The organism is bacterium, assembly GCA_004322275.1.
In the GTDB taxonomy this organism is placed as follows: Bacteria; Desulfobacterota; Deferrisomatia; order Deferrisomatales; family BM512; genus SCTA01.
This window is the reverse complement of the sequence record SCTA01000027.1, coordinates 56,200-82,752: the sequence shown is the minus strand read 5'-3', so window position 1 is coordinate 82,752 and position 26,553 is coordinate 56,200. Positions and strand designations below refer to the sequence as shown.

The following is a 26,553-nucleotide window of genomic DNA, read 5'->3' as shown; positions in this document are numbered from 1 at the left end:
CAATGCCAATTGTCGTAACCTTCATCCCGGTCGCCCCTTTCTCTTTCAAGTGGTTGATGCACATCTACCACTTTGGCACTTAGATGCCGTTCAGGAAAGGGGCGACCATCCCATTAGCGCGTTGCGCGAGAATGACGGGGAAGGCGGGGTGGTGCGTTACGCCGCTTTTGCGGCTAACGGCACCCTGCGTTTTGAGGCGTTTTTAGCCGCTTCTTAAAATCTTTTCCTGCCGGTTTTCTTCTTCGCCGGAGTTTTCTTCGAGGCTCTTACCTTGAAGTCGTCTATGGTTTCAAGGCCGAACCTCTCAAGCTCCTTTATTTCGTCCCGGCATACGGCGGCCCTCTCGAAATCCATATCCCTGGCCGCTTTCGTCATCTGCTTGCGCAGTTCGGCGATGCGGTCCAGAAGCTCCTCGGTGGTGCCGTCGAAGGCTGTTTCCTCCACCGGGACAGTCACGTAGTCCATCTCGTAGACCGAAGAGAGCACCTCCCCGATGTGTTTTTTGACGGATTCGGGAGTTATGCCGTTCGCGCGGTTGTACTCCTCCTGTATCTTCCGCCTCCTGGAACACTCGTCAATGGCCCGCTGGATGGAGCCGGTGAGCTGGTCGGCGTAGAGGATGACCCTGCCATCGACGTTTCTGGCCGCCCTTCCCGCCGTCTGGATGAGGCTGGTCTCGCTGCGGAGAAAACCCTCCTTGTCGGCGTCCAGGACCGCCACCAGGGCCACTTCCGGTATGTCCAGCCCCTCGCGCAGGAGGTTTATGCCGATCAGAACGTCGTGGACCCCCTGCCGAAGCTCGCGGATAATCTTCACCCGTTCCAGAGTGTCGATGTCCGAGTGGAGGTAGCAGGTCTTGACCCCCATCTCGCCGTAGTAGCGGGTGAGATCCTCCGACATTCGCTTGGTGAGGGTGGTGACGAGGACGCGGTACCCTGCGGAGACTACGGAGCGTATCTCTTCGAGAAGGTCGTCAGCCTGCCCGGTCGCCGGGCGTATTATCATCTCGGGGTCTACGAGACCGGTCGGCCTGATAATCTGCTCCGCGATGTGGTCCCCGGCGCGCTTTCTCTCGTAGGGGGAGGGAGTGGCGGAGACGTAGATGATCTTCTTGACCTTCTCCTCGAACTCCTCGAATTTCAGCGGCCTGTTGTCCAGCGCGGAGGGCAGGCGGAAGCCGAACTCTACCAGGGTTTCCTTCCGCGAGCGGTCGCCCTTGTACATCGCCCCTATCTGGGGGATCGTCATGTGGCTCTCGTCGGCGACGAGGAGAAAATCCTTTGGAAAATAGTCGAGAAGGGTGGGGGGAGGAGCGCCGGGAGCCAGCCCGGTGAGGTGGCGCGAGTAGTTTTCTATCCCGCTGCAATACCCCATCTCCTCCATCATTTCGATGTCGTACATAGTCCGCTGTTCGAGGCGCTGGGCTTCCACGAGCTTGTTCTGGGCCTTCAACTCGTTCAGGCGGTCGTAAAGCTCTTCCTGAATGGTCCTTATCGCCCTGTCCATCACCTCGCGGGGGGTGACGTAGTGGGAGGCGGGGGGGATGAGGATGTTTTTCATCCGCCCGAGTTTTTTAGAGCGCAGGGGGTCGACGAGGTGGATCGATTCTATCTCGTCGCCGAAGTACTCGACCCGTATCGCCTTTTCGTCTTCGTAGGCCGGGAAGATCTCGACCACGTCGCCGCGAACCCTGAAGGTGCCGCGGTGAAAATCCACGTCGTTTCTGTCGTACTGAAGCTCCACCAGCCTCCGGAGCATTCTGTCGCGCTCAAGTTCCACACCCTCTTCGAGGAAGAGGATCATCTTCTCGTAGGACTGCGGATCGCCGAGGCCGTAGATGCAGGAGACGCTTGAGACGATGAGCACGTCGCGCCTGGTGAGGAGAGAATGGGTAGCCGCGTGGCGCAGCCGGTCGATCCGCTCGTTTATCGAGGAATCCTTCTCGATGTAGAGATCCTGCTGGGGGATGTAGGCCTCGGGCTGGTAGTAGTCGTAATAGCTGACGAAATACTCTACGGCGTTCTCGGGGAAGAGCCCCTTGAACTCCTCGTAGAGTTGGGCGGCGAGGGTCTTGTTGTGGGCGAGCACGAGGGTGGGTTTTTGTACGCGCTCCACGAGGTTGGCTATGGTGAAGGTCTTGCCGGAGCCGGTGACGCCCAGCAGAATCTGGTCGCGCACACCCTCCGCGAGCCCTCCGGCGAGGGTGTCGACAGCTTTTGACTGGGCCTCGCCTAGGGTGAAATCCGTTACGATTTTAAAGGTTTCTGTCATTTACCCTTGCTCAGTCGGCCCTGGCTTTCCACGTCGTCCCCTTGGGGCCGTCTTCGAGAATTATGTTCTTATCGAGAAGAATTTTCCGCACTTCGTCGGCGCGGGCGAAATTCTTCGCTTTTCTCGCCTCGGCGCGGTCGATTATGAGTTTTTCTATCTCCTCGGGAGAGATTTCAAGGCCGGCTTCGGCTTCCGAGCGCTGGGCGGCGAAATACTCCTTCGCCGGGAGGGCGAAGAGGCCGAGAACGGAATCCAGCTTCTTCAACTCTTCGTAAACATACCGGAGAAAACCGGTTTCGAGCGGGGATTCGTCCGTCAGAAAGGGGCGAAGGACGTTTGCGAAGGTATGGAGATGTCCTATCGCTCCCGCCGTGTTGAAGTCGTCGTCCATAGCCCCCGCGAAGGAGGATTTAAGGCTCTCCAGAGCGTCCGCGACTGTTTCTTCCGAAATTCCCTCCGGCTTGTTTCGAGGCGAAACCGGAGCTGTTTCCAGCCGTTCCTCCAGCTTCTCTATGACCCTGTAGAGGCGCTCCAGCCCCGCGCGGGCGTACCTGAGGCTCTGCTCGGAGTAGTCCACCGGGCTCCGGTAGTGGTGGGAGAGGAGGAAGAGACGCAAAATCTGCGGGTGGACGTTTTTAAGAACGTCGCGGATGGTGAAGAAGTTGCCGAGGGACTTCGACATCTTCTCCTTGTCGATGTTAACGAAGCCATTGTGCATCCAGTAATGGACGAAGGGCTTGCCGGTCGCGGCCTCCGCCTGAGCGGCCTCGTTCTCGTGGTGGGGAAAGACAAGGTCCTTGCCGCCGCCGTGAATGTCGAGGGTCTCGCCGAGGTATTTCTGGCCCATCACGGTACACTCGATGTGCCAGCCGGGGCGTCCGTCCCCCCAGGGGCTCGGCCAGAAGGGCTCGCCGGGCTTGGCGGCCTTCCAGAGGGCGAAATCGAGGGGATTTCGCTTTCTCTCGTCCACGTCCACCCTCGCGCCGGAGACCATCTCGTCGAGGTTTCTCTTTGAGAGGTGCCCGTAGGGCTTGAAACTGTCCACTGAGAAATACACGTCGCCGTCCACCTCGTAGGCGTGGCCCAGTTTAACGAGCTTTTCGATGTGGCTTATCATCTCGGCGATGTGGGCGGTGGCGCGGGGCTCCACGTCGGGGCGAAGAACCCCGAGAGCGTCCATGTCCACGTAAAATTCATCGATGTATTTTTCGGCAAGGGCCGCCGAGGTCATATTCTTTTCGGCGGCGCGCTTGATTATCTTGTCGTCCACGTCGGTGAAGTTGCGGACGTAGGTGACGCCGAGCCCAGAGTATTTCATGTACCGGTAGATTACGTCGAAGACGACGGCCGAGCGGGCGTGGCCGATGTGGCAGAGGTCGTAGACCGTCACGCCGCACACGTACATGCCGACCCTGCCGGGAACGGCGGTCGTGAACTCTTCTTTTTTGCCGGTCTCGGTGTTGAAGATGCGTATGGACATGAAAGAAGGCTCCGTTAAAAGAGGGGCAAGAGTCTGTTAAAACTGCTGCGAGCGAAAGGTAACAGACGACGGTAAAAAAGTAAAGTTTGCGGCCCTGGGAGCTGTTGAAAATCGTGCTTCTACCGAATCTCCTGACTCTTCATCTCGCCCGATATTCTTTCAATCTCTTTTTTAAGTCCCGCTTTCTTTTCGGAGTCTTCGGTTCCGGCCAGCGCCTTCCTCAGGTAGCCGAGGGCCAGTTCGGGGTTCGAGTAAGCGTAGAAGTCGCCGAGGAGGGCGAACCCTTCCGCCGTCCTGCCGAGGCCGCCAAGGGCCATTCCCTTCTGGTAGGGGAGCTTGTCCCAACGGTCGCCGGAGGCTTCGAGGCTTTCAAGAAGGGCCAGCGCCCCGGCGTAGTCGCCCTTCTCCACGAGCAGCTTCGAGAGCGTCCTTTTCAGAGGTATCGAATCGGGATTGGTTTTAACCGCCTCTTCCAGAGCCTGCTGCAAAAGACCCGGCTCCTCTCCTGTGGATTTCAGGAGCGCCGCTTCATAGAGGAGCTCGTCCGACCGGGGGCGCAGCGTTCCCGCCAACTCAAGGTATTTTTTCGCGAAAGTTATATCGCCTTCGGAGCGAAGGACTATCTCCGCGCCTAGCTGCCGCTCGAATTTCTCGGGGTTTTTATCCGCCAGTTCGAGCGCGTGGGCGCGCCCCCAGGGCCTTTTGTCGAATCCCAGAGCCCGTATCTGGGCCAGCAGAAATTCGTCCCGGCCTTCGGGGTAGCCCTCGGCGGGCTGAGGGCCGAGTTCGGCGGAGAGGTAGCCGACGCGGGATTCGGGGGGAGGGTGGGAGAGCAGATAGGCGGGATACCCTTCCGGGGTGGAGCTGTTCTTCCTCAGCGTGTCCATGAGGGTGACCATTCCCCAGCCGGAATAGCCGCTCGCTTTCAGCGCCCGGAGGGCTCTCCTGTCGGCGTCTTCCTCGTCGGCCCTGCTGTAGGAGAGCATCTTCGTCTCGCCTGCGGCGATTCCGAAGGTCATGGCGGCCATGCCGAGGTCCGAGGAGCCCGACATCCCCAGTATGAGCCCGGCGAGAACGGCGGCGGCGGTCGCCAGTTGCACCTTCTCGGCTTTTTCAAATCTGTTGACTATGTGGCGGCCGTAGACGTGGCTCATCTCGTGGGCAAGAAGACCCGCAAGCTCCTCTTCGCCGGCCGCCGCGTAAAGTATACCCGTCGTGAGATAGACGTTGCCGCCGGGGATTGCGAAGGCGTTTATCGAAGGGTCGGCGATAAGCTTGACGCGGATGGGGAAGGGGGCTTCGCCCATCGCCTTCTCCACCTTCTGGGCGATTTTGTTCAGATATACGTCGAGAAAGGGGTCTTCGCTGATCCTGTAGGCTTTTTCGACCTGCGCCACGGCGCGCCTCCCCAACTGGCCCTCCTCGGACTTCGACAGCGCGAAGGCTCGAAGAGCGGGGGAAAAGGCCAGGAGAAAGGCTACGGCGAAGGCGAGGAGTTTTCTTCGTTGCATCCGTTGAAAATTACCTTATTTTTTCACTTATGGGAAGTGCTCCGCCCTTTAAGGATTCCTTCCCCCGTGTTAGCATCGCCCTTTATCGATGCGGATTTACCCCGCGGCAAGGGAGTGCCGGAAAATGCCCCATTCCGATCTCTATCCCTTCTCGGCCATCGTCGGCCAGGAGAAGATGAAACTTGGACTCATACTAAACGTCATAGACCCTTCTATCGACGGAGTCCTCATACGCGGCGAACGCGGAACCGCCAAATCCACCGCCGTCCGCGCGCTCGCCCGCCTCCTTCCCGAGATAGAGGTAGTGCTTGAGTGCGCCATCGGCTGCCACCCCCAGCGCGTTAACCAGATGTGCCCGGAATGCCGCCTGAAACACGAAGACAACGAGCCCCTCCTTTCGGGAAAACGGATGATGCGCGTGGTGGACCTGCCCGTAGGCTCCACTGAGGACCGGGTGGTCGGCTCGCTCGACATGGAAAAGGCGCTGACAACCGGTAAGCTCGATTTCGTCCCCGGCGTGCTCGGCAAGGCCAACAGGGGCTTTCTCTACGTGGACGAGGTTAACCTCCTCGAAGACCACATCGTTGACGTTCTCCTCGACGTGGCCGCGATGGGTATAAACCGCATCGAAAGGGAGGGGGTAAGCTACGCCCATCCCTCCCGCTTCGTCCTCGTCGGGACGATGAACCCGGAGGAGGGCGACCTTCGGCCCCAGCTTCTCGACCGCTTCGGCCTTTGCGTGGACGTGACCGGAATCCGCGACCCGGAACTTCGCGTGGAGGTGATGAGAAGGCGAAGGGAGTTCGAGCGCGACCGCGAAGGGTTCGCCCGCCAGTGGCGCGGGGAGGATGCGAAGCTCGCCAAGGCGATCTCCGTCGCTGAAAAACTCCTTCCCCGCATCAGCGTGGACGACGAAACCCTCTCGGTCATAGCCTCCCTCAGCGTGGACCTCGGGGCCGACGGACACCGCGCCGACATGGCGATGGTGAAGGCGGTCACGGCTCTGGCGGCCTTTCGGGGCAGGACGGAGATAACCGACGAGGACCTCACGGACGCGGCGGGCCTCGTCTACCCACACCGCATGAAGAAATCTCCCCTCGAAGAGCGCATTCTCTCGCAGGAGGAGGTCGTCACCTCCATCCGCAACTCCCGCGAGGAGCTAGAAAAAAAGAGGCTGGAGAAAAAATCCTCTAAAAAAAAAGCCATCTGAGCCCGCAGAAGAAGGAGGGCGACCAGATCGTCGTTGACGACACGGTTTACTCCTCCGAGGGCTCCTACCGGGTAAAAAACCTCAGAAAGACGATCAAGTTTCGCGGCCCCGCCTCAAGGGGCAGGAGGATACGGCGCACCGACGTCCCCGGCTCAGGCCGCTATTTCAAGGCCAAAATGCCCACTGGCGAACCAGCGCCGGTAGCCCTGGACGCGACCCTGCGCGCCGCGGCCCCCCACCAGCTGGGGAGGAAAGAGGCCGGGGATGACTCGGTAAACATATTGCCGCAGGATATCCGCCACAAGGTGCTTTCCCGCCTCACAGGCGCTTCCGTTCTCTTCACCGTGGACGCCTCGGGCTCGATGAGCAGCGAGCAGGTGATGAGCCACGCGAAGGGGGTTGTCCTCTCCCTCCTCACCGACGTGTACCAGAAGCGCGACAGGGTGGGGATGATCGCCTTTCGCGGCACGGAGGCGAAGGTGGCGCTGCCCTTCACCACCAGCGTGGAGCTTGCCCAAAAGAGGCTGAAGGGCCTCCCGACCGGCGGCAAGTCGCCGGTAGCCCTCGCGCTCGCCAAATCGCTGGAGGAGATTCAAAGGGAGGTGAAGAAAAACCCCGGCAGGGTTCCCTTCCTGATTATCCTGACCGACGGGAGGGCGAATATCTCGATGGAGGGCGGGGACCCTTTCGGAGAGGCTTTACGGCAGGCGAAAAGGGTGAGGGGGAGCGGCGTGAAAACGCTGGTGGTGGACACCGACCTCACCTGGATAGATTCCTACCCGTGGGCGCGGATACTCGCCGAGGAGATGGGGGCGAAGTGCCTGCGGCTGAAGGATTTAAAGTCAGAGAAGGTCCTGGACTTCATCTCGGGGTGAATCAACGAGCTCTATTCCGAATATCCTCTCGAATTCCCTTTTAAGCGCTTCAAAGACCTCTTCGGTCGAGGTTTTGGCTCCTTCGGATTTCAGCGAGACGGGGGCGATATCCCTTTCGCCGCAGGGCAGGATAAGATCGTAAAGGGCAAGGTCGTTGGAGACGTTAAACGCGATTCCGTGGTGGCTGTAGCCCCGGCTGAGAGCGACGCCAAGCGCTCCTATCTTCCCCCTTCGCGTGTATATCCCCGGTTTTCCCTCACGCCTGAATCCCTCGACCCCGAAACGGGTGAGCGTGGACAGCATCCACTCCTCAAGTGTTTTTACGTACTCTTTCGGAGAGATTCCAAACGCCCTGAGGTTCAGGACGGGGTAGGCGACCGCCTGACCCGGCGAATGGACGGTAGCCTTGCCGCCCCGCCCGGTTCTGCAAAGCCCGATTCCCAGTCCGGATAGTGTTTCGGGGGAGGCGAGGACGCCCGATTCGCCGGCATTTCTGCCGAGGGTTATGACCGGTGCGTGTTCGCAAAGGACAAGGGAGGGCGGCAAAACCCCTTCCATAAGCCCCGCAAGCCTCTCCTGCTGGACAGCCAGCGCCTTCCCGTAACGAACGCCGGGGCCGAGCTCGACGAGCGAAACCCTGACGGACTCTTTATTTTCCTTCAAAGCACGTCCGGTAGGCCGTCTCGGCCATGTAGGAGGTCCGGGCAAGGGGAGAGGCGCAGACACAGCCAAAACCCATCCTGCGGCCGATCTCGGCGAGAGAATCGAATTCCTCCGGGGCGACGTACCTTTGAACGGGAGCATTCTCTTTCGACGGCTGGAGGTACTGCCCGAGAACGAGTATCCTCACCCCCGCATCAAATATATCTTCCATCGTTTTTTCAATCTCTTCGCGGCTCTCTCCGAGGCCGAGGAGGACGGAAGACTTCGTAACGATTGACGGATAAAGTTCTCGGACGGATTTCAATACGGCCAGTGACTTTTCGTAGGAGAAGCGCGGATGTCGAAGAGTTGGAGACAGCCTCTTTACCACCTCGATGTTGTGCGCAAGAACGTCCGGTGAAGCGCCGCAGACAGTTTTAAGGGGTTCACCCAGAAAGTCGGGGATGAGGATTTCAACCTTCGGAGGCTCGGGCAGGACTCGTAGCGCCCCTATTGTCTTTGCGAAAACTCCGGCGCCGCCGTCGGACAGGTCGTCGCGGGTGACCGAGGTTATCACCGCGTAGCGGATGTTCATCTTTGAAACCGCTTTTGCCAGCAGAAGCTCCTCGCCTTCGATATCCGTACCGTGCGTTCCACGCTCTACCGCGCAAAAACCGCAGCCGCGTGTGCATCTGTCTCCGAGAATGAGGAAGGTTGCCGTACCTTTTTTCCAGCACTCGGCCCGGTTGGGGCATCTCGCTTCTTCGCAGATGGTGTGAAGACCCTGCTCCCGGAGGACTCTTTTGACTTCCGGGTAAGCCCCTCCCGCTCCGGGGCGGATTTTCAGCCACCCGGGTTTTCTCAACGCTCCGTTTCGCGCTTTGGATTCCATCCCGGCATTATCGCAAGTCCGTTTTTTTCGCGTAATAAAAAAGAGGGCCTGTCCGGCCCTCCTTTAAGGTTTTTTTAATTTGCGGATTAATAGATGGCTTCGGGCTGATCCACGCCTTCATCCTCGAAGGCCTGGCGTATCTTGCCGAGGGCCTCAATCTGAATCTGGCGTATCCTCTCGCGGGTGACTCCGAATTCGGCGCCGATTCTTTCGAGGGTCATCGGTTCGCAGTCGTCGAGGCCGTAGCGAAGCGAGAGTATCTTCCTCTCCCTCTCGTTCAGGGCGTTCACCTTTTCGGTAAGGAAACTGGTCATGCGCTCGCTGTGCAGGGTTTCCATCGGGTCTTCGGCGTTCGGGTCCTCCATCTTGCTCTGGAGGGTGTATTCGCCGTCGGCGTTGATCGTCTGATCGATGGAGAAGACCTTGCGGTGGATGGAATTAAGTCTCTGAACGTAGGTGTCGGTGAAGCCGGTGCGCTCGCAGAGCTCTTCCATGGTCGGATGCCTGTCGAACTTGCGGGTAAGCTTCTCGGTTACGCGCCGGAGGCGTTCGAGATCGTCGGCGACGTGGACGGGAAGGCGTATGGTGTGAACCTGATTGGTTATCGCCCTTTCGATGGACTGGCGTATCCACCAAGTCGCGTAGGTTGAAAAACGGCAGCCCTTGTCGGCCTTGAACCTCTCGACGGCCTTGATGAGGCCGACGTTTCCCTCCTCGATGAGGTCGGTGAAGGGGAGGCCGCGGTTGACGTAGCGCTTGGCTATTTTAACGACAAGGCGAAGGTTCGATTCTATCATCGACTTCCTTGCGCTCTCGTCGCCCTGTTCGATTCTAAGGGCCAGTTCGATCTCCTCTTCGGCCTTAAGGAGCCTGGTTTTCCGTATCTCCTTGAGGTAAACGCCTATCGAGCTCAGCGAACTGCCGGACGACCTTTTCTTGTCGACCGTTGTTTCAAAGCCTGAGGAAAAATTAAAATCATCTCCCTGCATTGCCATGATCTCTTCTCCCTTCAGGAATAAGTTACCTGTTTTTTAAGAAGAGTAAACCCCACTCTTCACCAGACTTTCCCCGGTGAGAACAAATCTATACCCTTTTTTTAGGACTGCAAGCCGTTTGCAAAAAAAAAATTTCAGGGCTCCCGGAGGCGCCCTTTCCGGTTGAAAGTAAAAAACTCTCAAAATTCTCCTGCGGCGGGAAAGCACCTGATGGCGTCCCAGGCGCTGTCGATGGCCTCCTGGGGCAGGTCGTAATCGCCGAGGTTTTTGGACAGGTAGGCCTCGTAAGCGGACATGTCGAAATGACCGTGGCCGGAGAGCAGGAAAAGAATGTTCTTTTCCTTTCCCTCTTCTTTCGCCTTTAGCGCTTCGTTGATGGCGCAGCGGATGGCGTGGGAGGACTCGGGGGCGGGGATTATCCCTTCGCAGCGCGCGAAAGTTACGGCGGCCTGGAAACACTCTATCTGCTGGAAGGATTCGGCCCTCATCAGCTTTTGGCGAAGCACTTCGCTGACGATGGGCGCCATGCCGTGGTAGCGAAGACCTCCGGCGTGAATGGAGGGGGGCATGAAGGTGTGGCCGAGGGTGTGCATCGGCAAGAGCGGGGTCATGCCGACCGAATCGCCGAAATCGTAGTGGAAATGGCCTCTGGTCAGCGTCGGGCAGGAGGCGGGCTCGCAGCCGACTATGTCGATATTCGCGCCGTTTATCTTGTCAAGTATGTAAGGAGCCGAGAGGCCGTAGAAATTGGAGCCGCCGCCGCAGCAGCCGATTACAACGTCGGGGGTGGCGTTAGCCAGCGCCATCTGTTTTTTGGCCTCCTGGCCGATTATCGTCTGGTGGAGCAGGACGTGGTTGAGGACGGAGCCGAGGGCGTACTTGGTGTCGCTTCTGGAGGCGGCGTCCTCGACGGCCTCCGAAATGGCTATGCCGAGAGAGCCCGTAGAATTCGGGTCTTCGGCGAGTATTTTGCGCCCGGCGTTGGTCTCCATAGAGGGGCTCGGGGTCACGCTTCCCCCCCAGGTCTCCATCATCACCCTGCGGTAGGGTTTCTGCTGATAGGAGATCTTGACCATGTAAACCTTCGCTTCGAGGCCGAAGTAATTGCAGGCGAGTGAGAGCGCGCTACCCCATTGTCCGGCTCCGGTCTCGGTGGCGATTCTCTTAACGCCTTCTTTCATGTTGTAGTAGGCCTGGGGGACGCTGGTATTGGGCTTATGGCTTCCCGCGGGGCTTACGCCCTCGTATTTGAAAAAGATCTTCGCGGGGGTGCCGAGCAGCTTTTCGAGAGCGGTAGCGCGAATCAGAGGACTCGGCCTCCAGCGGACGAGTATGTCGAGCACCTCCTCGGGTATGTCTATCCAGCGCTGGGAGCTGACTTCCTGCTCGATTATCGCCATCGGAAAAAGAGGTTTGAGGTCGTCGGGCCCTACGGGCTGTTTGGTTCCGGGGTGGAGAGGAGGGAGCATTCCGCCGGGAAGGTCGGGGAGGATATTGTACCACTGCCTTGGAATTTCGTTGTCTCCGAGGACGTACTTTATCTGTTTCATCGCCGGTCACTCTCTTTCCGTAATGTCAAAGTGGGAGTTTCGTATTTCATACTAGAAATAGAAAAATCTGTCCAGACGTCAGTCAATCCGGAGGCTGGATTCCGTTCTACTCAAGGATGGGCGTTCGTGCCCTGTGGCACACAACATATTGGTGCCCTGTGGGGGGCATGGTACAAGATGCGCAGGGCCAGCAATTAAATTTATTGCGACAACAATTAGATTTTGAACTAAATGATATAGATAAAAAAGAGCCAATAAAAAATTTTCAATAACACTTGCATAAATTAGAATGATTGGTTATATATCGTTTCAAAGAATGTTAACTCTCTTTAGCACGGAGGTTGTTATGGATAAGAAAGCCCTGCTTCAGATGACGGTAGATATCGTTGCCTCGCACGCATCGATGAATGAAATCAGCAAAGAAGACCTTATCTCAGAGATAGACCAGGTCTTCAATAAGTTGGCTTCCCTCAGCGGCGGCGAAGATATCATCGTTGAGACCGTCTCCTACGAAGAACCCGTTGTAGAAGAAGTCACCAAACCCGCGGTTCCCCTTGAGGCGGCTTTCGGCTCGGACAAGGTCTTTTGCATGATCTGCGGCAAAGGAATGAAGACCTTGAAAAGGCATATTTCAACCGCCCACGGCCTTAAGCCCGGCCAGTACCGCAAGCAGTTCAACATCCCGAGCGGGACTCCCCTCGTGGCCAAAATTTATTCCGACCAGCGCAAGAAAATGGCGCAGAATCTCAACCTCGCCGAGCGCCTCGTGAAGGCCCGCGCCGCCCGCGGCAAGAAAAAGAAATCCAAATAAGGCTTATTCAAGCCATTGAAAAAGGGCTGCCCTCTACGGCAGCCCTTTTTGTTTTTTAAATCTTGAAACGGCGCTCAGATTACCTTGTTGAGCGGATATTCGATAATCCCCGTAGCGCCCATTTCCATCAGCTTCGGAACAAGTTCGCGCACCACGGATTCGAGCACGACCGTTTCGACGCTGAGCCAGTCGCTCTTGTAGAGATGGGCTACCGTGGGCGCCTGGAGGCTGGGGACAAGCTCCATGACCGTGTCCAGGGTAGACAGTGGTACGTTCATCTTGAGTCCGACCATTCCTTCGGCGCGAAGCGCTCCCTGAAGGAGGAGAGATATCTGCTGTATCTTTTTTCTTCTGGCGGGATCGCTCCACGCCGTTTTGTTGGCGATAAGCTTGGTGTTGGTGACGAGAAGGGTGTCTATGATGCGAAGGCCGTGAGCCTTTATCGTGGAGCCGGTCTCGGTCACCTCGACGATTGCGTCGCAGAGCCCCTCAACTACCTTGGCTTCCGTCGCCCCCCAGGAAAACTCGACCTCGACTTCCACCCCTTTTTCACTGAAAAAGCGCTTGGTGAAGCCGACGAGCTCGGTGGAGATCTTTTTCCCCGCGAGGTCTTCGGCGCGCTGGAAAGGGCTGTCTCCCGGTACGACCAGAACCCATCTGGCCGGGTTTGTGGAGGCTTTGGAGTAAACGAGGTCGCAGACCTCGACGACGTCTGAATCGTTCTCCAGAATCCAGTCCTTGCCGGTGAGACCTGCATCCAGAACGCCCGCCTCGACGTAGCGGCTCATTTCCTGGGCGCGGACGAGGGAGAGGCGCACCTCTTTGTCGTCCACGGAGGGGAAGTAGTTGCGGGAGCTCTGGTGTATCTTCCAGCCGGCGCGGCCGAAGAGGTCTATAGTGGATTTTTCAAGGCTCCCCTTGGGTATGCCCAGCTTGAGAAGACTCATTTTTTGTAGACCTCCTCGGGATTGAAGAGAATTTCGCCTTCGGCCGTCCAGTCGTTTCCGTCCCATTTCATGAAAAAACAACTTTTGTGGCCGGTGTGACAGGCGGCCCCGCCGACCTGTTCGATCTTCATAACGATGGCGTCCATGTCGCAGTCGAGGCGCAGTTCCTTGACGAGCTGGACGTTGCCGCTGGATTCGCCCTTCATCCAGTACTTGTCGCGGGAGCGGCTGTAGTACCAGGCTTTTTTCGTCTCAATGGTACGGCGGAGCGCCTCTTCGTTCATATAGGCGAGCATCAGGACTTCGCCGGTTTCCGCGTCCTGGGCGACGGCCGGTATCAGGCCTCCGCTCTTTTGAAAGTCAGGTTTTACCATTTTTTACTCCATAAAAGGCAGTTATGCTTGATTATCGCCAGAATCTCAGGGCCTGAAGCTTCCCTTTAATCTTGGAGGTGTAGCTTCCGTCAGGCGATTTGTTCGGGGCGAGTACGGCGAAGAGGAGAGGGAGCTTTCTTTCCACCTCGCTGCCGGCCGGGCGTATCGTCACCGCCAGGTCGAGCGAGGAGGCCATGAGCGGCTGCACAAGGGTAGCGAAGCCGCTGGATTTTATATCGATGTCGCCGCCGGAAAGGGAAAAGTTCTCTATCTCGGCTTTACCCTCACCGGCTTTAAGGTTGATTTTTCCCGAGCCGAGGGAAACCTCCGCAAGGTTTATCAAGCCGAACTGGCCGGGGCCGACGGACAGCGAAGAGATGTCCGCGTTAACCGCCCCGCTGAAGTTAGCGGCGGTCTGCACGGGCATCGAAAAAGACGCCGACCCGCTCGTCGTCCCTCCGACGGGCGGCAGAAGATCGGCGTTGTCTTCGGAGACCTTCGCCAGAGAGAGGTTTTTCCAGGAAAAAGTTCCCCTGCCGCTCTTTAGCGGAATCTCCCCCGCGAAATCCCCTCCGAGCGTCTTGCCCTCGACTTTTACTACGAGGTCGCCGGACAGAAGCGACGCAAGGGGAAGCTGTACGGTGAGGGGAGCTACCACCAGCCGGAAAGGGGTCTCCTTAATGGCGGAGATTGTCAGGGAATCGGCCTTTATTCCGGGGAAAGGGCCCGGAGAGAGGGCGCTAAGGTCCGCCGTCAGCCCTTTTTTCGCGAGTTCGTTTTCGATGCGAAGCTCGAATTTGTCGTAGGGGAAGGTAAACCAGACGGAGACGAGGAAAACCGTCATGCCCAGCAGTCCGTAGCCCAAAATGGCGAGAAAACCTGGTCTTGATTTAACGAGAGGCATGGTGGCCTGCCTTACCGGGAAAGCTGGTAGGACGCAATATCTACGTTGGCGTCGAGAAGATCGGGATTGTCAAAGCGCGGCTTGATCCTCAGGTCCTTAATTCTAAGAGGTTCCCGGCCGTTCTCAACCTCATGAAGATAACCCACCATCTGGGGCAGGGTGACCTTTTCCATCTTTATTTCGACTACGCTCTCCTTGAAGTGGCGGGTGTTCTGTCCCGCCTTGGGCTTCATCTGGACAATGTGCGCCTTGAGCCCCTGTGAGTTCGCCAGGACTTCGAGGTGAGAGAGAATCGAAAAATTATCTCCCCTGTCGACTCTTTTTTCCGCAACCTTCAGGGCGGCGTTGAGACCGGTCATCTTTTTGGACAGAGCGCTGAGCTGCGCGTATCTTTTTCTCTCGTAGTCGAGCTTCTTGTCCAGAAGAGACACTTTCGCCGTTACCGGGTCGTAGACCAGCGCCCAGAAGGCGGCCGCGAGGACCAGCGCCAGCCCGCCGAAAACGATGAATTTCTCCCTCAGGGAAAGTTTCATCGTTTTTTCTCCGAATACTGCACCGTCATCTTGAAGATTACCTTGTCGGCCGCCGTGCCCGATTTGGCGTCGCTGACGGTAACGGTGCCGAAGCGCGGGTACTCCTGGAGATGGGCCTTGATCTTGTCGATGGCGTCGAAGCTGGTCGTTACTCCCTCCAGACGGAGACGTTCCGCCTCGGCTATGAAATCGCGAAGCTCGGTGACCGGTTCCTTCGGAATTTTCGAGGAGACCTCGCGGAGCACGGTCAGCGGCGAAATCTCGCTGTCGAAAAGGGAGCTGACGGCCTTTTCCCTCTCCTCAAGCTCGGTGACCTCTTTTTGCATCTGGTTTACTTCGTCTTCTATGTTGGTCACTCCGGGCATGTTCGAGGTGAAGAGGGTTCTTATGGATTTCTGGATGGCCTCGACCTCCCTGGTTTTCTGGGCTATGTCGATGTAGGCCCCGGCTCCCCAGAGAACGATCAGAATCGAGGTGTAGATTCCGGCGAGCAAGAGCCCCTTTTTCAGGGGAAACTCTGTCCTTCTGGGAGCCAGTTCGCCCTGCATCAGGTTCACTTCGCTGGTGTTTTTGCCGGAAATTTCCCGTAGCGCGAGGCCGAGGGGTATCGACCAGTAGGGCCATGAGGCCAGGTACTGGGCCTTTGCGGAGACGAGGCGCGAGGGAAAGGGAAGCATCTCGACCCTTACGAGGAGGTGCTCTCCGAGGTGTATTTTAGTGATTTCGTCCGCCCCGGGACCCGAGATGAATATGGCGTCAGGCCGGTATCCGTCCTCCTCCATCAGGGAAAGAAGCCTTGAGAGCTCGTCCGAAAGCCACTCAATCTCACCTGAGCCGGGCAGTACGTTAAATCCCCTGTATCCTTCGGTGGAAAAGACTCCGCACTGGCTTACGTTGTCGTCTATCTCCAGAAGGATGCGGTTTCCCGGCCCCGCGAAGGAGGCCCCGTTAAGGGTGAGGAAGACGGCGGAATCCGCGTCGATGGAGGAAGGCGTGACGCCGGCGCTTTTCAGCGTGTCGTAAAGGGAATGAACCGTTTCGGCGAGGGAAGCGACGACCATGACCCTGGAGGAACCCTCGGCTTTCCCTATCATCTGCTCGGAGGTGTAAAGCTGCTCCAGAGGGAAGGGCAGGGACTCCTCGGCTTCGAGGGGTGCGGACTGCTCGGCGCGTTTTTTGTCGGTGAAGGGAAGCGATACGAGGCGGAAGAAAGCCTTTTCTCCGTCGAGGGAGGCCACCGTGGTGTCCTCTTTGCGGAGGTGAAGGCTAAGGAGCGCTTCCGGGACCAAGTTTGAGAAATCCGAAAACCGCACCGTCTCCACGCGGTCCACCTCGGCGGTCTTGAAACCGCCCCTGAGGCGTACCATGGATGCGCGGGAAGATCCGATCTTCAATCCCACGCTGGATTTCGGCATTGGCTCTCCCTGGAAAAAACTTATCTCTCCTGGGCGGAGAGTGTTGATTTAAACAAGGCAAAAACAGTTCACCCCTCCCGTAAGACCGGGAGGGGTGAGCGGGGGTGGAGTTGCTTAACCGACTTTTCGGAGCTGACGCCTGCGGCGGCGCGCCGCTTTGCGCTCCTTGATTCTGCGCATTTCGCTCTTGCTTACATAGAACGAATGGCGCTTTACTGCCGGAAGCACGTTTTTCTGGAAGTCCTTCTTGAGTTTACGGACTTCACGTTCGAAGTCTCGGCGCGGGTCGCTGGGCCGGTTGTCTCTTCTGCGCTCTTCATATGCCAAGACTCATCCACCTCCTCTCGAAAAATTTACTCCCCTCGCGGGGGAGCCACAAACTTTTATCATCTGGCGCTGTGTTTGTCAACAACGCCGGGCGACTGGCGGGCGGTTATAAAGCTTATTTGGAAACCAGAAGAAGGGTCTTCGGATCCAGAGTCACCGCAACCGACTCGCCTTCGTGGCCGGGATTTTTAAATGCGGTGAGTTTAAGCGCGTCTGTCGAGGGCTCGATGCCGATAATGACGTCGAAGAGGTCCGAAAGCGGAGAGATAAGCTCCACAAGCTCTCCGTCCTCGCGGTGGGTTCTGGTCGCGACCCAGGCCTTCAGGCCGCTCTCGCGGATAAAGTCGCGAAGGTTCTCAAGCATTTCGCGGGACTGCTTGTGCAGGTCGATGCCGTCTATCAAAATGACCTTCGGGGTAAAAATGTTTTGGGCGACAAGGTCTCCCATGCGCTCTTTCAGGGTCGGTACGGTAAAGACGTTCGCCCTGAAGGTAAGGATGAGGCGGTCCTTTATGGCGTCTTCCCAGACGTTGCGGGCCATTTCCAGATCGTAGCCGAGGGCCAGATCGCGGAAAATCTCGTCGTACCATGCCTGAACGTGGCTGACGGTCTCCCCGATGGAGATGTGGAGCACCGCATTCTGGCGAAAGAGGTTGTCGAGCGATATCTGTATGAGCATCGCGGTTTTGCCGGTGCCGGCGCGGGCGGCGATAAGTCCGGTCTGTCCGGGCGCAAGACCTCCCTCACGGCTCTGGTCGAATACTCGAAGCGGGTTTTTTGCCACCAGTTCAGTCTTAAGCATATTGTGACTCCTGTCGCAAAGACGGATTACCTGTGAGGATTTGGCCATATATCAGGCGGCCGATTTTTTCTTCAGTTCTTCCTGATACTTTTTGATGAGATCCTCCGAAACCTGCTTCGGCACAGGGCGGTAGCGAGCGAATTCCATAGTGAACTCGGCCTTGCCCTGCGTGGAGGAGCGAAGAACCGTGGAGTAGCCGAACATCTCGGAGAGCGGCACTTCCGACTCGATTACCGAGTAGGCGCCGTCTTCGCTGGTGCCGACGATCATGCCCCTGCGCTGGTTTATCGTACCGAGGACGCCGCCCTGGAATTCCGAGGGGGTCTCCACGACGACCTTCATTATGGGTTCGAGTATCTGGGGGCTGGCCTTGGAGTAAGCCTGGCGGAAGGCTCCGATGGCGGCTGACTGGAAGGCGTTGTCCGAGGAGTCGACCGCGTGGGAGGCGCCGTCGTTTATGGTCATCTTCACTCCGGTGACGGGGGCGCCGATAAGGGAGCCCTTCTTGAGGCAGGCCTTGAAGCCCTTGTCGCAGGAGGAGATGAATTCTCTCGGAATAGAACCGCCCACGATGGAGTCGACGAATTCGTACTCGCCCTCTTCCATCGGCTCCATGAAACCGGCCACGCGACCGTACTGGCCGCTGCCGCCGGTCTGCTTTTTGTGGACGTAGTCGAAGTTGGTCCTCTGGGTGACCGTCTCGCGGTAGGCGACCTGCGGCTGGCCGATGATGACTTCGGCGCCGTATTCGCGCTTCATGCGCTCGACGTAGATGTCGAGGTGAAGCTCGCCCATGCCCTGGATGATCGTCTCGTTGGATTCGGGATCGATAAAGGTGCGGAAGGTGGGGTCTTCCTTGGTGAATCTTCCGAGGGCCTTGGACATGTTTATCTGTGCCTTGTTGTCCTTCGGCGCGATGGCGAGGCTTATGACCGGCTCCGGCACGTGCATCGAGGTCATCGTGTAATGCACGTCCGGGCCGCAGAAAGTATCGCCGGAGGCGCACTCTATGCCGAAGACCGCGACTATGTCGCCGGAGGAGGAACGCTCTATCTCCTCCATCTCGGCGGCGTGCATGCGCACCAGTCTGCCGACCTTGTGCTTCTTGCCGGTGCGGGCGTTGACGATGGTGTCTCCCTTGCCCAGCGTGCCCTGATAGACCCGGACGTAGGTGAGCTGTCCGTAGCGGCCGTCTTCGAGCTTGAAGGCGAGGGCGACGGTGTCTTTGTCCGCCTCGGGGTGAACGATCACCTCCGCCTCGTTATTGTCGAGGTCGAGAGCCTTGTTCTCTACGTCGTCGGGGTTGGGAAGGAACTTGCAGACGGCGTCGAGCAGGGGCTGGACGGCCTTGTTCTTGTATGCCGAGCCGATGAAGACGGGAGTCAGGGCGATGGCCAGGGTTCCCTTCCTGATGGCGGCGTTTATCATCTCTTCGGTCGCGGTGCCTTCGAGGACGGCCTCCATGAGGTCGTCGGAGAACATCGAGACGGCGTCGAGCATCTCCTCGCGGCGGGTCTTGGCCTCCTCGGCGAGATTCGCGGGAATCTCCTCAATGCGGATATCTTCGCCGTTGGGACCGTCGAAGTAGAGAGCCTTCATCGCGATGAGGTCAACCACGCCCTGCATGTCGTTTTCAAGCCCGATGGGAATCTGCATCATCACCGCGTTCTGCTGGAGCTTTTCGCGGATCTGCTCGACGACGCGGTAGGGGTTCGCGCCGGTGCGGTCGCACTTGTTTATGAAAGCGATGCGGGGAACCTTGTAGCGGTTCATCTGGCGATCGACGGTTATCGACTGGGACTGGACGCCGCCGACCGAGCAGAGAACCAGGATGGCCCCGTCAAGCACGCGGAGGGCGCGCTCGACCTCGATGGTGAAGTCAACGTGCCCGGGGGTGTCGATGATATTGATGTGGTAACCGTCCCACTCGCAGTTCGTGGCGGCGGAGGTTATCGTGATTCCGCGCTCCTTTTCCAGTTCCATGAAGTCCATGGTGGCGCCCGCGCCGTCCTTGCCCTTGACCTCGTGAATCGCGTGGATGCGCGCGGTATAAAAAAGAATGCGCTCGGTGAGCGTAGTCTTGCCTGAGTCGATGTGGGCCGAAATGCCGATGTTTCTGGTTTTTAAAATCTGTTCGTCCATTTTTTACACCTGTTGCCCCTGGGGCATCTTCCTCTATTATATTCTCGTCTTTTCGTTAACGATTTTGTTCTAACAGCGGGCCGGATGCCCGGACCCGTAAAAGGCGCGAATTTTATGAATACGCGCCCCGTAATGTCAATAAAAAAAAGTTCGCTCCAAATCTTGAAATTTTATTTTCTTCGCGCGGCCTTTTGTAGACAGACAGCCGGAATTTTTGGTACTAACCGTTAAGAGGCTGTTGAAAACTGTTGCGAACCTGTGTTTTCTGCGTCGCGATTCGCTTCTCGCTCGCCTAACACACGGTTATGTCTCGCTTCTTGCTGTGCGTCTCCTTGAAACCGGGGCTCTCTCGACGTTTTTAAACAGCCTCTTAAATGTACAGCAAACACTGGAAAAGTGGAGTCACTGTTATAAATGACGCCAAAAGAAGCCCTTGATTTTATAGATTCTCTGGACAAATTCGGCATCAATCTCGGCCTCTCCCGAATATCCGCCTGCATGGACGCCCTCGGCAATCCCGAGAAAAGATACCCGGCCGCGCACGTCGCGGGCACCAACGGGAAGGGGAGCGTCTGCGCCATGACCTCCTCCATCCTTACCGCCTCCGGCAGAAGAACCGGCCTCTACACCTCTCCGCCCCTTGAATTTTTCGGAGAGCGGATGAGAATCGACGGCTCTTTAATGCCCGACGAAGCCCTGCCCGGACTCCTCGAAGAGGTCCTCGAAGCCGTCAGGGCGAACCCGGCCCTCTCCGGCATGACCCAGTTCGAGATAATAACCGCGGTAGCCTTCTTGTATTTCGCAAGGGAAAAGGCTGACTTCGCCGTAATTGAAGTGGGAATGGGCGGCAGGCTCGACTCGACAAATATAATCACTCCAAAGGCGTGCGCAATAACAAACGTCTCCCTCGAACATGCCGAGCAGCTTGGCGGAACGGAAACGCTCATAGCCCGCGAAAAGGCAGGCATCGCCAAGAAGGGGGTTCCCCTCGCGACAGGCGCGACGGGCGAGGCTCTCTATGAGATTTCGAGAGTGGCCAAAGAGCTGGAAACGCCTCTTTACGTCATGGGCAGGGACTTCACGGTAGAGGAAAAGTCCGGCCTTTACAATTACAGGGGAATGAACATTTCGTTAAAGAACCTTGAACTCGGCCTCCCCGGCTCCTACCAGAAGGATAATCTCGCGGTGGCGCTGGCGCTTGTCGAGGGGCTCGTCTCCTCCGGCGTAACCATCGGCGAAGAGGCAATCCGAAACGGCCTTAAAAACGTCAGGTGGGCCGGGCGGCTGGAACTTTTCGGGAGGGGGCCGAGAATACTTCTGGACGGGGCGCACAACCCCCACGCCGCCAGGGCTCTTGCAAAGGCGCTTGAAAGCGGCTTCCCGAGAGAGAGGCTGATACTTGTCCTTGGCATACTCGGCGACAAGGACGCCCTCTCCATCGTCCGCGACCTCGCCCCCCTCGCCGACGAGATAATCCTCACCCGTTCCGACAGCAGGCGGGCTATCTCTCCGGCGGAGCTGGGGGCGCTGAGCGAAGGGGTGGGAATAAAGGCGAGGGTCTCCGAGACTCTTTCGGACGCCTATAAAACTGCGCTGGAGCTTGCGGGAAAGGGCGACCTCGTCCTTATAACCGGCTCGCTTACCCTCGTCGGCCAGGCGAGGTCAATTCTCAGGCGCGAAGGGTGGGTTGGTTGAAAAGAGCCGCCCTTACGGCCTTCGCCCTGCTCTTTTTCGCAGGGGCTTCTCTCGCCGCGACTTTTACGGACAGCCGCGCCGCCGCGCCGGTAAATTTCCTCTCCGGAAACCTCGAAGTTACCGCCGATTCCGTAAAGGCCGAGGGAGAGGTAAAGATAGAGTGGGGGGAAAGGGTTCTCACCGCCAGAAGCGTCACTTACGACCGGGTGAAGGGTGAGATAAGCGCGGGGGGAGGGGTCGCTATCTCCGACGCCTCCGGCAACAGGATTAAGTGCGAGAGCGTCCGGCTGAGCGTGGACACTCTCGAAGGCGACATCTTCGGAGGGGAGCTTTATCTCGCCGAGAGCGGCTATACGATAAGCGCGAAAAAACTGCAGCGAACCGGGGAATTCTCCTACCGGGCCGAAGAGGCCTCCTTTACCGCCTGCGAAAAGGTCTTTCCCTCGTGGTCTATCGACGCCGACTGGATGGAGGTGGAGATCGAGGGCTACCTGACGGGGGGAGGCGGCGTCTTTCGCGTCGAGAGGGTTCCCGCCTTCTACCTCCCCTATTTTTTCTACCCCGTAAAACTGAAAAGACAGTCCGGCCTTCTTCCGCCGAAGCTGGGCTACTCGGGCACGAGAGGGTTCGAGGCCCTCGTCCCTTTCTACTACGCCTTCGCGGATAACGCCGATCTTCTCTTCACTCTGGGCTACATGAGCGAAAAAGGGTGGAGCGAGGACGCCCGTTTGCGCTACATTCTCGCCGCCGGTCACGAGGGCGAGCTGGACCTGAAATTCCTGCAGGACAAAGACGGCTCGGACAACAGGGCGGAAATAAAGGCCGACCACAATTCTCGTTTCTCGGAGGACAAGACCCTCGACATCCAGATAGATTACGTGACCGACAAGGACGCTTACCGCGACCTCGGCAATACCCTCGAAGAGAGGGGCGTAGCCCTGAAGAAAAGCCGGATTTACGGGGCTCACACCGCCGGTTACGGGACTTATTACGGCCTCGGACTCTGGACCGAGTCCTTCCACGACCCGCAGGACGAGGTACTGCAAAAGCTCCCCTCGGTGGGGTTCATGGGAAGGGACACTCCTGTTTGGGGGCCGCTCTTCAGCTTCACGGAGTTCTCGGCGGACAATTTCACCAGAAACGAAGGGGTCGAGGGTCAAAGGTACAGGATAAATCAGGGGTTTTCCCTCGGCGTGGGAGATCTGGGCGCGGGGGCCAAGGCTTCCGCCGGATACCGTTACAATTATTACTCCCTCGAAGGCGCGAATGCCGTTCAGGGAGCGCCCTGGACGGAGCTGTCGGCGCACCTCGCCCTCTACGATACCTGGGGCGGCTGGACGCATATAGTGGAGCCTTTCGCCCTCTACCGCTGGGACGGAAGGGGCAGGGAAGAGGAGGAAGCCCCCTTTTTCGACCACGAGGATATCTTCGAGGAGATGTCCCTTACCACGCTCGGGCTGAAGACAAGCATCCTCGCACCCGAAGACGGAAGGGATTTTTTCTCTCTCGACGTAAGACGCCCCTTGCGGCTGACGGAAGGTCAGGGCGACGAGGGGGTTTTCAGGGAATGGCTCCCGGTACGGGCGGAGGCCGAGTTCCGGCCTTTTGCGTCGCTCAGGATTACGGGAGACGGCGTATACGATACCGAAGAAGAAAACGGGTGGCTGAGGTGGGCTTCGCAGATAAAAGGCTTGAACAAGAAGGGAGACGAACTTTATATAGCGAGGAGATTCGTTAAAGACGAAGCCGATTACATTGACGGCGGTTTTACTTATGGATTTACGGACTTCGCTTCGCTACACTATAGAAACAGATATTCGCAGTTTGACAAAAAGAGTCTCGAAACGACTTACGCGCTTTTATTAAAGCATCCGTGCTGGGAGATGACAATAACCCACACTCTGGTTTACTTGCTTGAAAAAGACAAATACGACCATCGGACCTATCTTACGGTAACCCTTGCGGGACTTGACAAACTGGGGAAATTTTCTTGGTAAACGGTAAAAAAATATTTCTTTTAATCATTCTCGCAGCCTTTTTTGCCGCTTCCGCCGCAAAAGCGGTTACCTACGACAAGGCGCGGGCGGATTACCTGTCTTTAAACGCCGACGATAAGCGAAATTCAATAGCCGAAGAGTGGCGGCAGCTCGCGAAGACTTACGCGGCGGCGGGCAAAAGCAGCAGCGACAAGCGCGACGACGCCATTTACATGTACGGCATCTGCTACGACAAAGCGTGGAAGATATCGGGCCTCGAAGACGACTTCGCAAAGGCTTCGGATAACTATCTCAAAATCGCCAAATCCTTCAGAAAGTCCAACCTCGCCGACGACGGCCTCTTCCGGGCGGCGGCCCTCTGGGAGAGGAAGGGCGACGTAAAGAAGCAAAAGGAACTGCTGCAGCGGATATTGAAGGAATACCCGAAGAGCGACATGGCGGGCACCGCCAAAAAGAGGATAAAGGAAGCGGGAAAGGGCACTTTTCTTTCAAAGGTGCGTTACTGGTCCGCCCCCGCCTACACGAGAATCATCTTCGAGCTCGGCGGCAGGGCCTCCTTCGTGGCGGAATCCCTTCCCGAAGACCCCCTCAACAACAAACCGGCGAGAATATTCGTAGATCTGACCAAGGTAAAGCTCGCCGGGGGGTGTCTGGAGAACGGGACCGTCAGCGACGGCCTTGTCACCAGAATCCGCGTCGGCCAATACTCTCAGGATACGGCAAGGGTGGTTCTGGACCTGGACGCCCCCGCGAAATACACGATCTTCCCCCTCCTCGACCCCTACCGGGTCGTCATAGACGTCTTTCACGACCCGCAGATGAAGAGCGACGCGGACATCGTGGCTCACCTCATAGAGGAATCCAAGGTCTGCAAGGCGCCCACCGAGGAGGAGCGCCACCAGATTCTCGCGCTGGACGACCTCCCCCTCAGGCCGGATCCCTCAATACCGGTAAGTCCCCTCGCCGCTCCCCCTCTTCCTTCCGTCTCCATTCCGGAAGTCGCGGTCAGGGAGGTCAGCGAGGAAAAGGCCGATCTTCAAAAGCTTATGGACTCCGAACCGAAACAGGCCGCTACGGCGGAAGCCGCAAAAACGGCGGCGGCCCCGGACCCCGTCAAGGCTCCTCCGGAGACCGCACAGCCTGTAGCCCAAAGCGCGAAAGCGCCCGAGGAAAAACCCGTAGCGGCGGAGGAAAAGCCGGTGATGATCGACGAGAGCGGCCCCGTTGTCGCTTCGCTCGCCATGCCCCCGGTGACCGACATCATCGTCTCCCAGCAGGCGAAACAGGAAGCCCCGCAAAAAGAGATACGGATACTCATAGACCCCGGACACGGCGGCGCCGACCCCGGCGCAATAGGAAAATCGGGGTTGATGGAAAAGAACGTCACCCTTGAAATCGCCAAGGCGCTGAGAGACCTCCTCAAAACGACAATACCCTGCGTGATCAAGCTCACCAGGGAAAAGGACGAAACCCTTTCTTTGTCCAGCAGAACCGCAATGGCGAACGCCTTCGGCGCCGACCTCTTCATCTCCATTCATGCCAACGCCAGCAGGTCCAGAAAGGCGAGGGGGATAGAGACCTATTACCTCGACCGCTCCTCCGACCGCTCGGCGCGCAAGGTCGCCGCGATGGAAAACGCCAACTCCGAGGACACTGTGGCCGAGACGGAACACCTTCTCGCGGACGTCCTTCTGGGCATGAAGGTTCCCGAATCGCAGAGGCTGGCGAAGATTATCCAGAGCGAGCTGGTCACGGCGGTAGCTAAAAACCACGGCTCGGTAAGGAATCTCGGAGTCAAGAGGGCCCCCTTCTACGTCCTCACCGGCGCGGTAATGCCCTCGGTGCTGGTGGAAACGGCTTTCATATCAAACGCGAAGGAAGAAAAACTTCTCGGCTCCGCCGCCTACCGCGACAGCGTCGCAACCGCCATCACCGGCGCAGTTGCGAAGTTTCTTAAATAACAACCGGTTGGAATAAAATTGCTGAACAAACCTCTCAGGTATCGCCTCTTCGTTGCGCTTTTACTGTTGTGTCTTTCGGCGGCCTCCCTTTCCTCCGCGAAGGCCCATGCCGGAATCCGCCTTTCAGAGGAGAAACCCGCCAGAGGAGATGCCTTTCTGGTCAGCGTCGAAGACGAAAGTCCCACGGGCAGGGTATGGGCCGAGCTGGACGGCAGAAAGTTTCCGCTGCGCCCCTCCGGGGACGGCGCATGGAAGGGTTTCCTCGCGATCGACAGGGAAGAGACGCCCGGCAAGAGGACTCTCAGACTTTTCTGCGGCTCCGGTGACAAACCATCCCCCCTCGGCTCAAAGGAAATCACCGTTTCAGACAAAAAATTTCCCGAACAGCGCCTCACCGTCGACGAATCCAAGGTAACCTTGTCAAAGGAAGACCTCGAAAGAGCTTTAAGAGAGAAAGAGATAATCTCGGCGGCGCTTGGACTTAGAAGCGAGGACATCGACTGGCAGCCTCGCTGGACGACGCCCCTTTCCGGCGTTCATTCCAGCCCCTTCGGCCTCGACCGCTACTACAACGGCAAGAGGGGCAGCTACCACGGCGGCATAGACATAGCGGGCGCGGCGGGTTCTGAGGTAAAGGCCTCCTCCGGCGGCCGGGTCGCTCTCACCGGGGATTTTTTCTACACCGGCAACACCGTCTTTATAGACCACGGCTGCGGAGTCATTTCCGGGTATTTTCATATGCAGGAGATAAAGGTCCCGGAGGGCAAGAGCGTATCCGCCGGAGAGACGGTCGGACTTGTCGGCTCCACCGGCCGCTCGACGGGTCCTCACCTGCACTTTTCGACTTACGTTTGCGGGGTAAAAGTCGATCCCGATTCGGTCCTTCGGCTGACCGAAACCCCTTGACTTTACTGCCGCCTCCTTTTAAGTGTGTGATTCGCAAGGGAGCATGAATAATCGCCATGACTAAAAAGAAGCCCGAGCCCAAAAAGTTCGAGGAACTCATAGAAGAGCTTGAGAAGGTGGTCTACTCGCTTGAGGGCGGGGACCTTCCGCTGGAAGAGGCGATGGAGACCTTCCGGCGCGGCGTTGAGATAAGCAAGGAATGCCACCGGCGGCTGGACGAGGCCGAGAGGAAGGTTAAACTTCTGAGAAGGCGGGCAAGCGGCGAACTGACGGAAGAGGACTTTTCGGAAGAAGAAGGCGGACAGTAGCATAA

General features: G+C 57.8%; 23 protein-coding genes. 8 read left to right on the top strand and 15 right to left on the bottom strand.

Annotated features, from left to right (window positions below; all coding sequences use genetic code 11):
* Positions 1-213: 213 nt before the first annotated feature.
* The 3 genes from uvrB to EPN96_08575 all read right to left on the bottom strand — a co-directional run bounded on the left by uvrB (position 214) and on the right by EPN96_08575 (position 5,262).
* Positions 214-2,271: an excinuclease ABC subunit UvrB gene (uvrB, locus tag EPN96_08585; protein ID TAL16709.1), complete on the bottom strand. Its 2,058-nt coding sequence runs from the start codon at positions 2,269-2,271 to the stop codon at positions 214-216.
* 10 nt (positions 2,272-2,281) lie between these two features.
* A complete protein-coding gene (locus EPN96_08580; protein TAL16708.1) occupies positions 2,282-3,751 on the bottom strand; it encodes a cysteine--tRNA ligase in 1,470 nt (489 codons plus the stop codon).
* Between the two features lie 119 nt (positions 3,752-3,870).
* Complete coding sequence (locus tag EPN96_08575; GenBank protein TAL16707.1) at positions 3,871-5,262, bottom strand: hypothetical protein; 1,392 nt, start codon at positions 5,260-5,262, stop codon at positions 3,871-3,873.
* Between the two features lie 124 nt (positions 5,263-5,386).
* On the opposite strand from EPN96_08575, the gene EPN96_08570 reads away from it, so the two are divergent.
* Positions 5,387-6,472: a magnesium chelatase ATPase subunit I gene (locus tag EPN96_08570; GenBank protein TAL16706.1), complete on the top strand. Its 1,086-nt coding sequence runs from the start codon at positions 5,387-5,389 to the stop codon at positions 6,470-6,472.
* Positions 6,473-6,648: 176 nt separating this feature from the next.
* The gene (locus EPN96_08565; GenBank protein TAL16705.1) at positions 6,649-7,347 is read left to right on the top strand and encodes a VWA domain-containing protein; all 699 of its coding nucleotides are present in this window, start codon (positions 6,649-6,651) and stop codon (positions 7,345-7,347) included.
* Here EPN96_08565 and lipB read toward each other — a convergent pair.
* The 4 genes from lipB to EPN96_08545 all read right to left on the bottom strand — a co-directional run bounded on the left by lipB (position 7,315) and on the right by EPN96_08545 (position 11,426).
* On the bottom strand, positions 7,315-8,010 hold the full coding sequence (gene lipB, locus EPN96_08560; GenBank protein ID TAL16704.1) for a lipoyl(octanoyl) transferase: 696 nt from the start codon (positions 8,008-8,010) through the stop codon (positions 7,315-7,317). The genes EPN96_08565 and lipB overlap by 33 nt on opposite strands.
* Positions 7,997-8,881, bottom strand: coding sequence for a lipoyl synthase (gene lipA, locus EPN96_08555; GenBank protein ID TAL16703.1), 885 nt, complete (start codon positions 8,879-8,881; stop codon positions 7,997-7,999). Before lipA ends, lipB begins: the two co-directional genes overlap by 14 nt.
* Before the next feature lie 86 nt (positions 8,882-8,967).
* Positions 8,968-9,876 carry a sigma-70 family RNA polymerase sigma factor gene (locus tag EPN96_08550; protein ID TAL16702.1) on the bottom strand — a complete coding sequence of 303 codons (909 nt, stop codon included), beginning with the start codon at positions 9,874-9,876 and terminating at the stop codon, positions 8,968-8,970.
* Positions 9,877-10,055: 179 nt separating this feature from the next.
* On the bottom strand, positions 10,056-11,426 hold the full coding sequence (locus EPN96_08545) for a TrpB-like pyridoxal phosphate-dependent enzyme (GenBank protein TAL16701.1): 1,371 nt from the start codon (positions 11,424-11,426) through the stop codon (positions 10,056-10,058).
* A 346-nt stretch (positions 11,427-11,772) separates the two neighbouring features.
* Between EPN96_08545 and EPN96_08540 the strand changes: the two genes are divergently transcribed.
* Positions 11,773-12,237, top strand: a complete 465-nt coding sequence (locus tag EPN96_08540; GenBank protein TAL16700.1) for a MucR family transcriptional regulator — start codon at positions 11,773-11,775, stop codon at positions 12,235-12,237.
* Positions 12,238-12,311: 74 nt separating this feature from the next.
* On the opposite strand, the gene EPN96_08535 is transcribed toward EPN96_08540, so the two are convergent.
* From EPN96_08535 to EPN96_08500, 8 genes are all read right to left on the bottom strand, one after another.
* The gene (locus EPN96_08535; GenBank protein ID TAL16699.1) at positions 12,312-13,184 is read right to left on the bottom strand and encodes an ATP phosphoribosyltransferase; all 873 of its coding nucleotides are present in this window, start codon (positions 13,182-13,184) and stop codon (positions 12,312-12,314) included.
* Positions 13,181-13,558, bottom strand: coding sequence for a phosphoribosyl-AMP cyclohydrolase (gene hisI, locus EPN96_08530; GenBank protein ID TAL16698.1), 378 nt, complete (start codon positions 13,556-13,558; stop codon positions 13,181-13,183). The genes EPN96_08535 and hisI overlap by 4 nt, the downstream gene beginning before the upstream one ends.
* Positions 13,559-13,589: 31 nt before the next feature.
* Positions 13,590-14,462 carry a type II secretion system protein GspN gene (gene gspN / locus EPN96_08525; GenBank protein TAL16697.1) on the bottom strand — a complete coding sequence of 291 codons (873 nt, stop codon included), beginning with the start codon at positions 14,460-14,462 and terminating at the stop codon, positions 13,590-13,592.
* Positions 14,463-14,473: 11 nt separating this feature from the next.
* On the bottom strand, positions 14,474-14,995 hold the full coding sequence (locus tag EPN96_08520; GenBank protein TAL16696.1) for a hypothetical protein: 522 nt from the start codon (positions 14,993-14,995) through the stop codon (positions 14,474-14,476).
* Positions 14,992-16,410, bottom strand: a complete 1,419-nt coding sequence (locus EPN96_08515; GenBank protein ID TAL16695.1) for a hypothetical protein — start codon at positions 16,408-16,410, stop codon at positions 14,992-14,994. The genes EPN96_08520 and EPN96_08515 overlap by 4 nt, the downstream gene beginning before the upstream one ends.
* A gap of 114 nt (positions 16,411-16,524) precedes the next feature.
* Entirely contained in the window at positions 16,525-16,737 is a 213-nt protein-coding gene (rpsU, locus tag EPN96_08510) for a 30S ribosomal protein S21 (protein TAL16694.1), read from the bottom strand.
* 115 nt (positions 16,738-16,852) lie between these two features.
* Positions 16,853-17,539: a hypothetical protein gene (locus EPN96_08505; protein TAL16693.1), complete on the bottom strand. Its 687-nt coding sequence runs from the start codon at positions 17,537-17,539 to the stop codon at positions 16,853-16,855.
* 51 nt (positions 17,540-17,590) lie between these two features.
* Positions 17,591-19,681 (bottom strand): elongation factor G, encoded by a 2,091-nt coding sequence (locus tag EPN96_08500; protein ID TAL16692.1) that lies wholly within the window; start codon positions 19,679-19,681, stop codon positions 17,591-17,593.
* 414 nt (positions 19,682-20,095) lie between these two features.
* On the opposite strand from EPN96_08500, the gene EPN96_08495 reads away from it, so the two are divergent.
* Genes EPN96_08495 through xseB form a run of 5 tightly spaced genes read left to right on the top strand, consistent with a single transcriptional unit; the run spans position 20,096 to position 26,548 of the window.
* Positions 20,096-21,376 (top strand): bifunctional folylpolyglutamate synthase/dihydrofolate synthase, encoded by a 1,281-nt coding sequence (locus tag EPN96_08495; GenBank protein TAL16691.1) that lies wholly within the window; start codon positions 20,096-20,098, stop codon positions 21,374-21,376.
* Positions 21,373-23,373 (top strand): LPS-assembly protein LptD, encoded by a 2,001-nt coding sequence (locus EPN96_08490; GenBank protein TAL16690.1) that lies wholly within the window; start codon positions 21,373-21,375, stop codon positions 23,371-23,373. Before EPN96_08495 ends, EPN96_08490 begins: the two co-directional genes overlap by 4 nt.
* Entirely contained in the window at positions 23,367-25,334 is a 1,968-nt protein-coding gene (locus EPN96_08485) for an N-acetylmuramoyl-L-alanine amidase (GenBank protein ID TAL16689.1), read from the top strand. The genes EPN96_08490 and EPN96_08485 overlap by 7 nt, the downstream gene beginning before the upstream one ends.
* Before the next feature lie 12 nt (positions 25,335-25,346).
* Positions 25,347-26,240, top strand: coding sequence for a M23 family metallopeptidase (locus EPN96_08480; GenBank protein ID TAL16688.1), 894 nt, complete (start codon positions 25,347-25,349; stop codon positions 26,238-26,240).
* A 56-nt stretch (positions 26,241-26,296) separates the two neighbouring features.
* Positions 26,297-26,548, top strand: a complete 252-nt coding sequence (gene xseB / locus EPN96_08475; protein TAL16687.1) for an exodeoxyribonuclease VII small subunit — start codon at positions 26,297-26,299, stop codon at positions 26,546-26,548.
* The last annotated feature ends 5 nt before the right edge of the window (positions 26,549-26,553 follow it).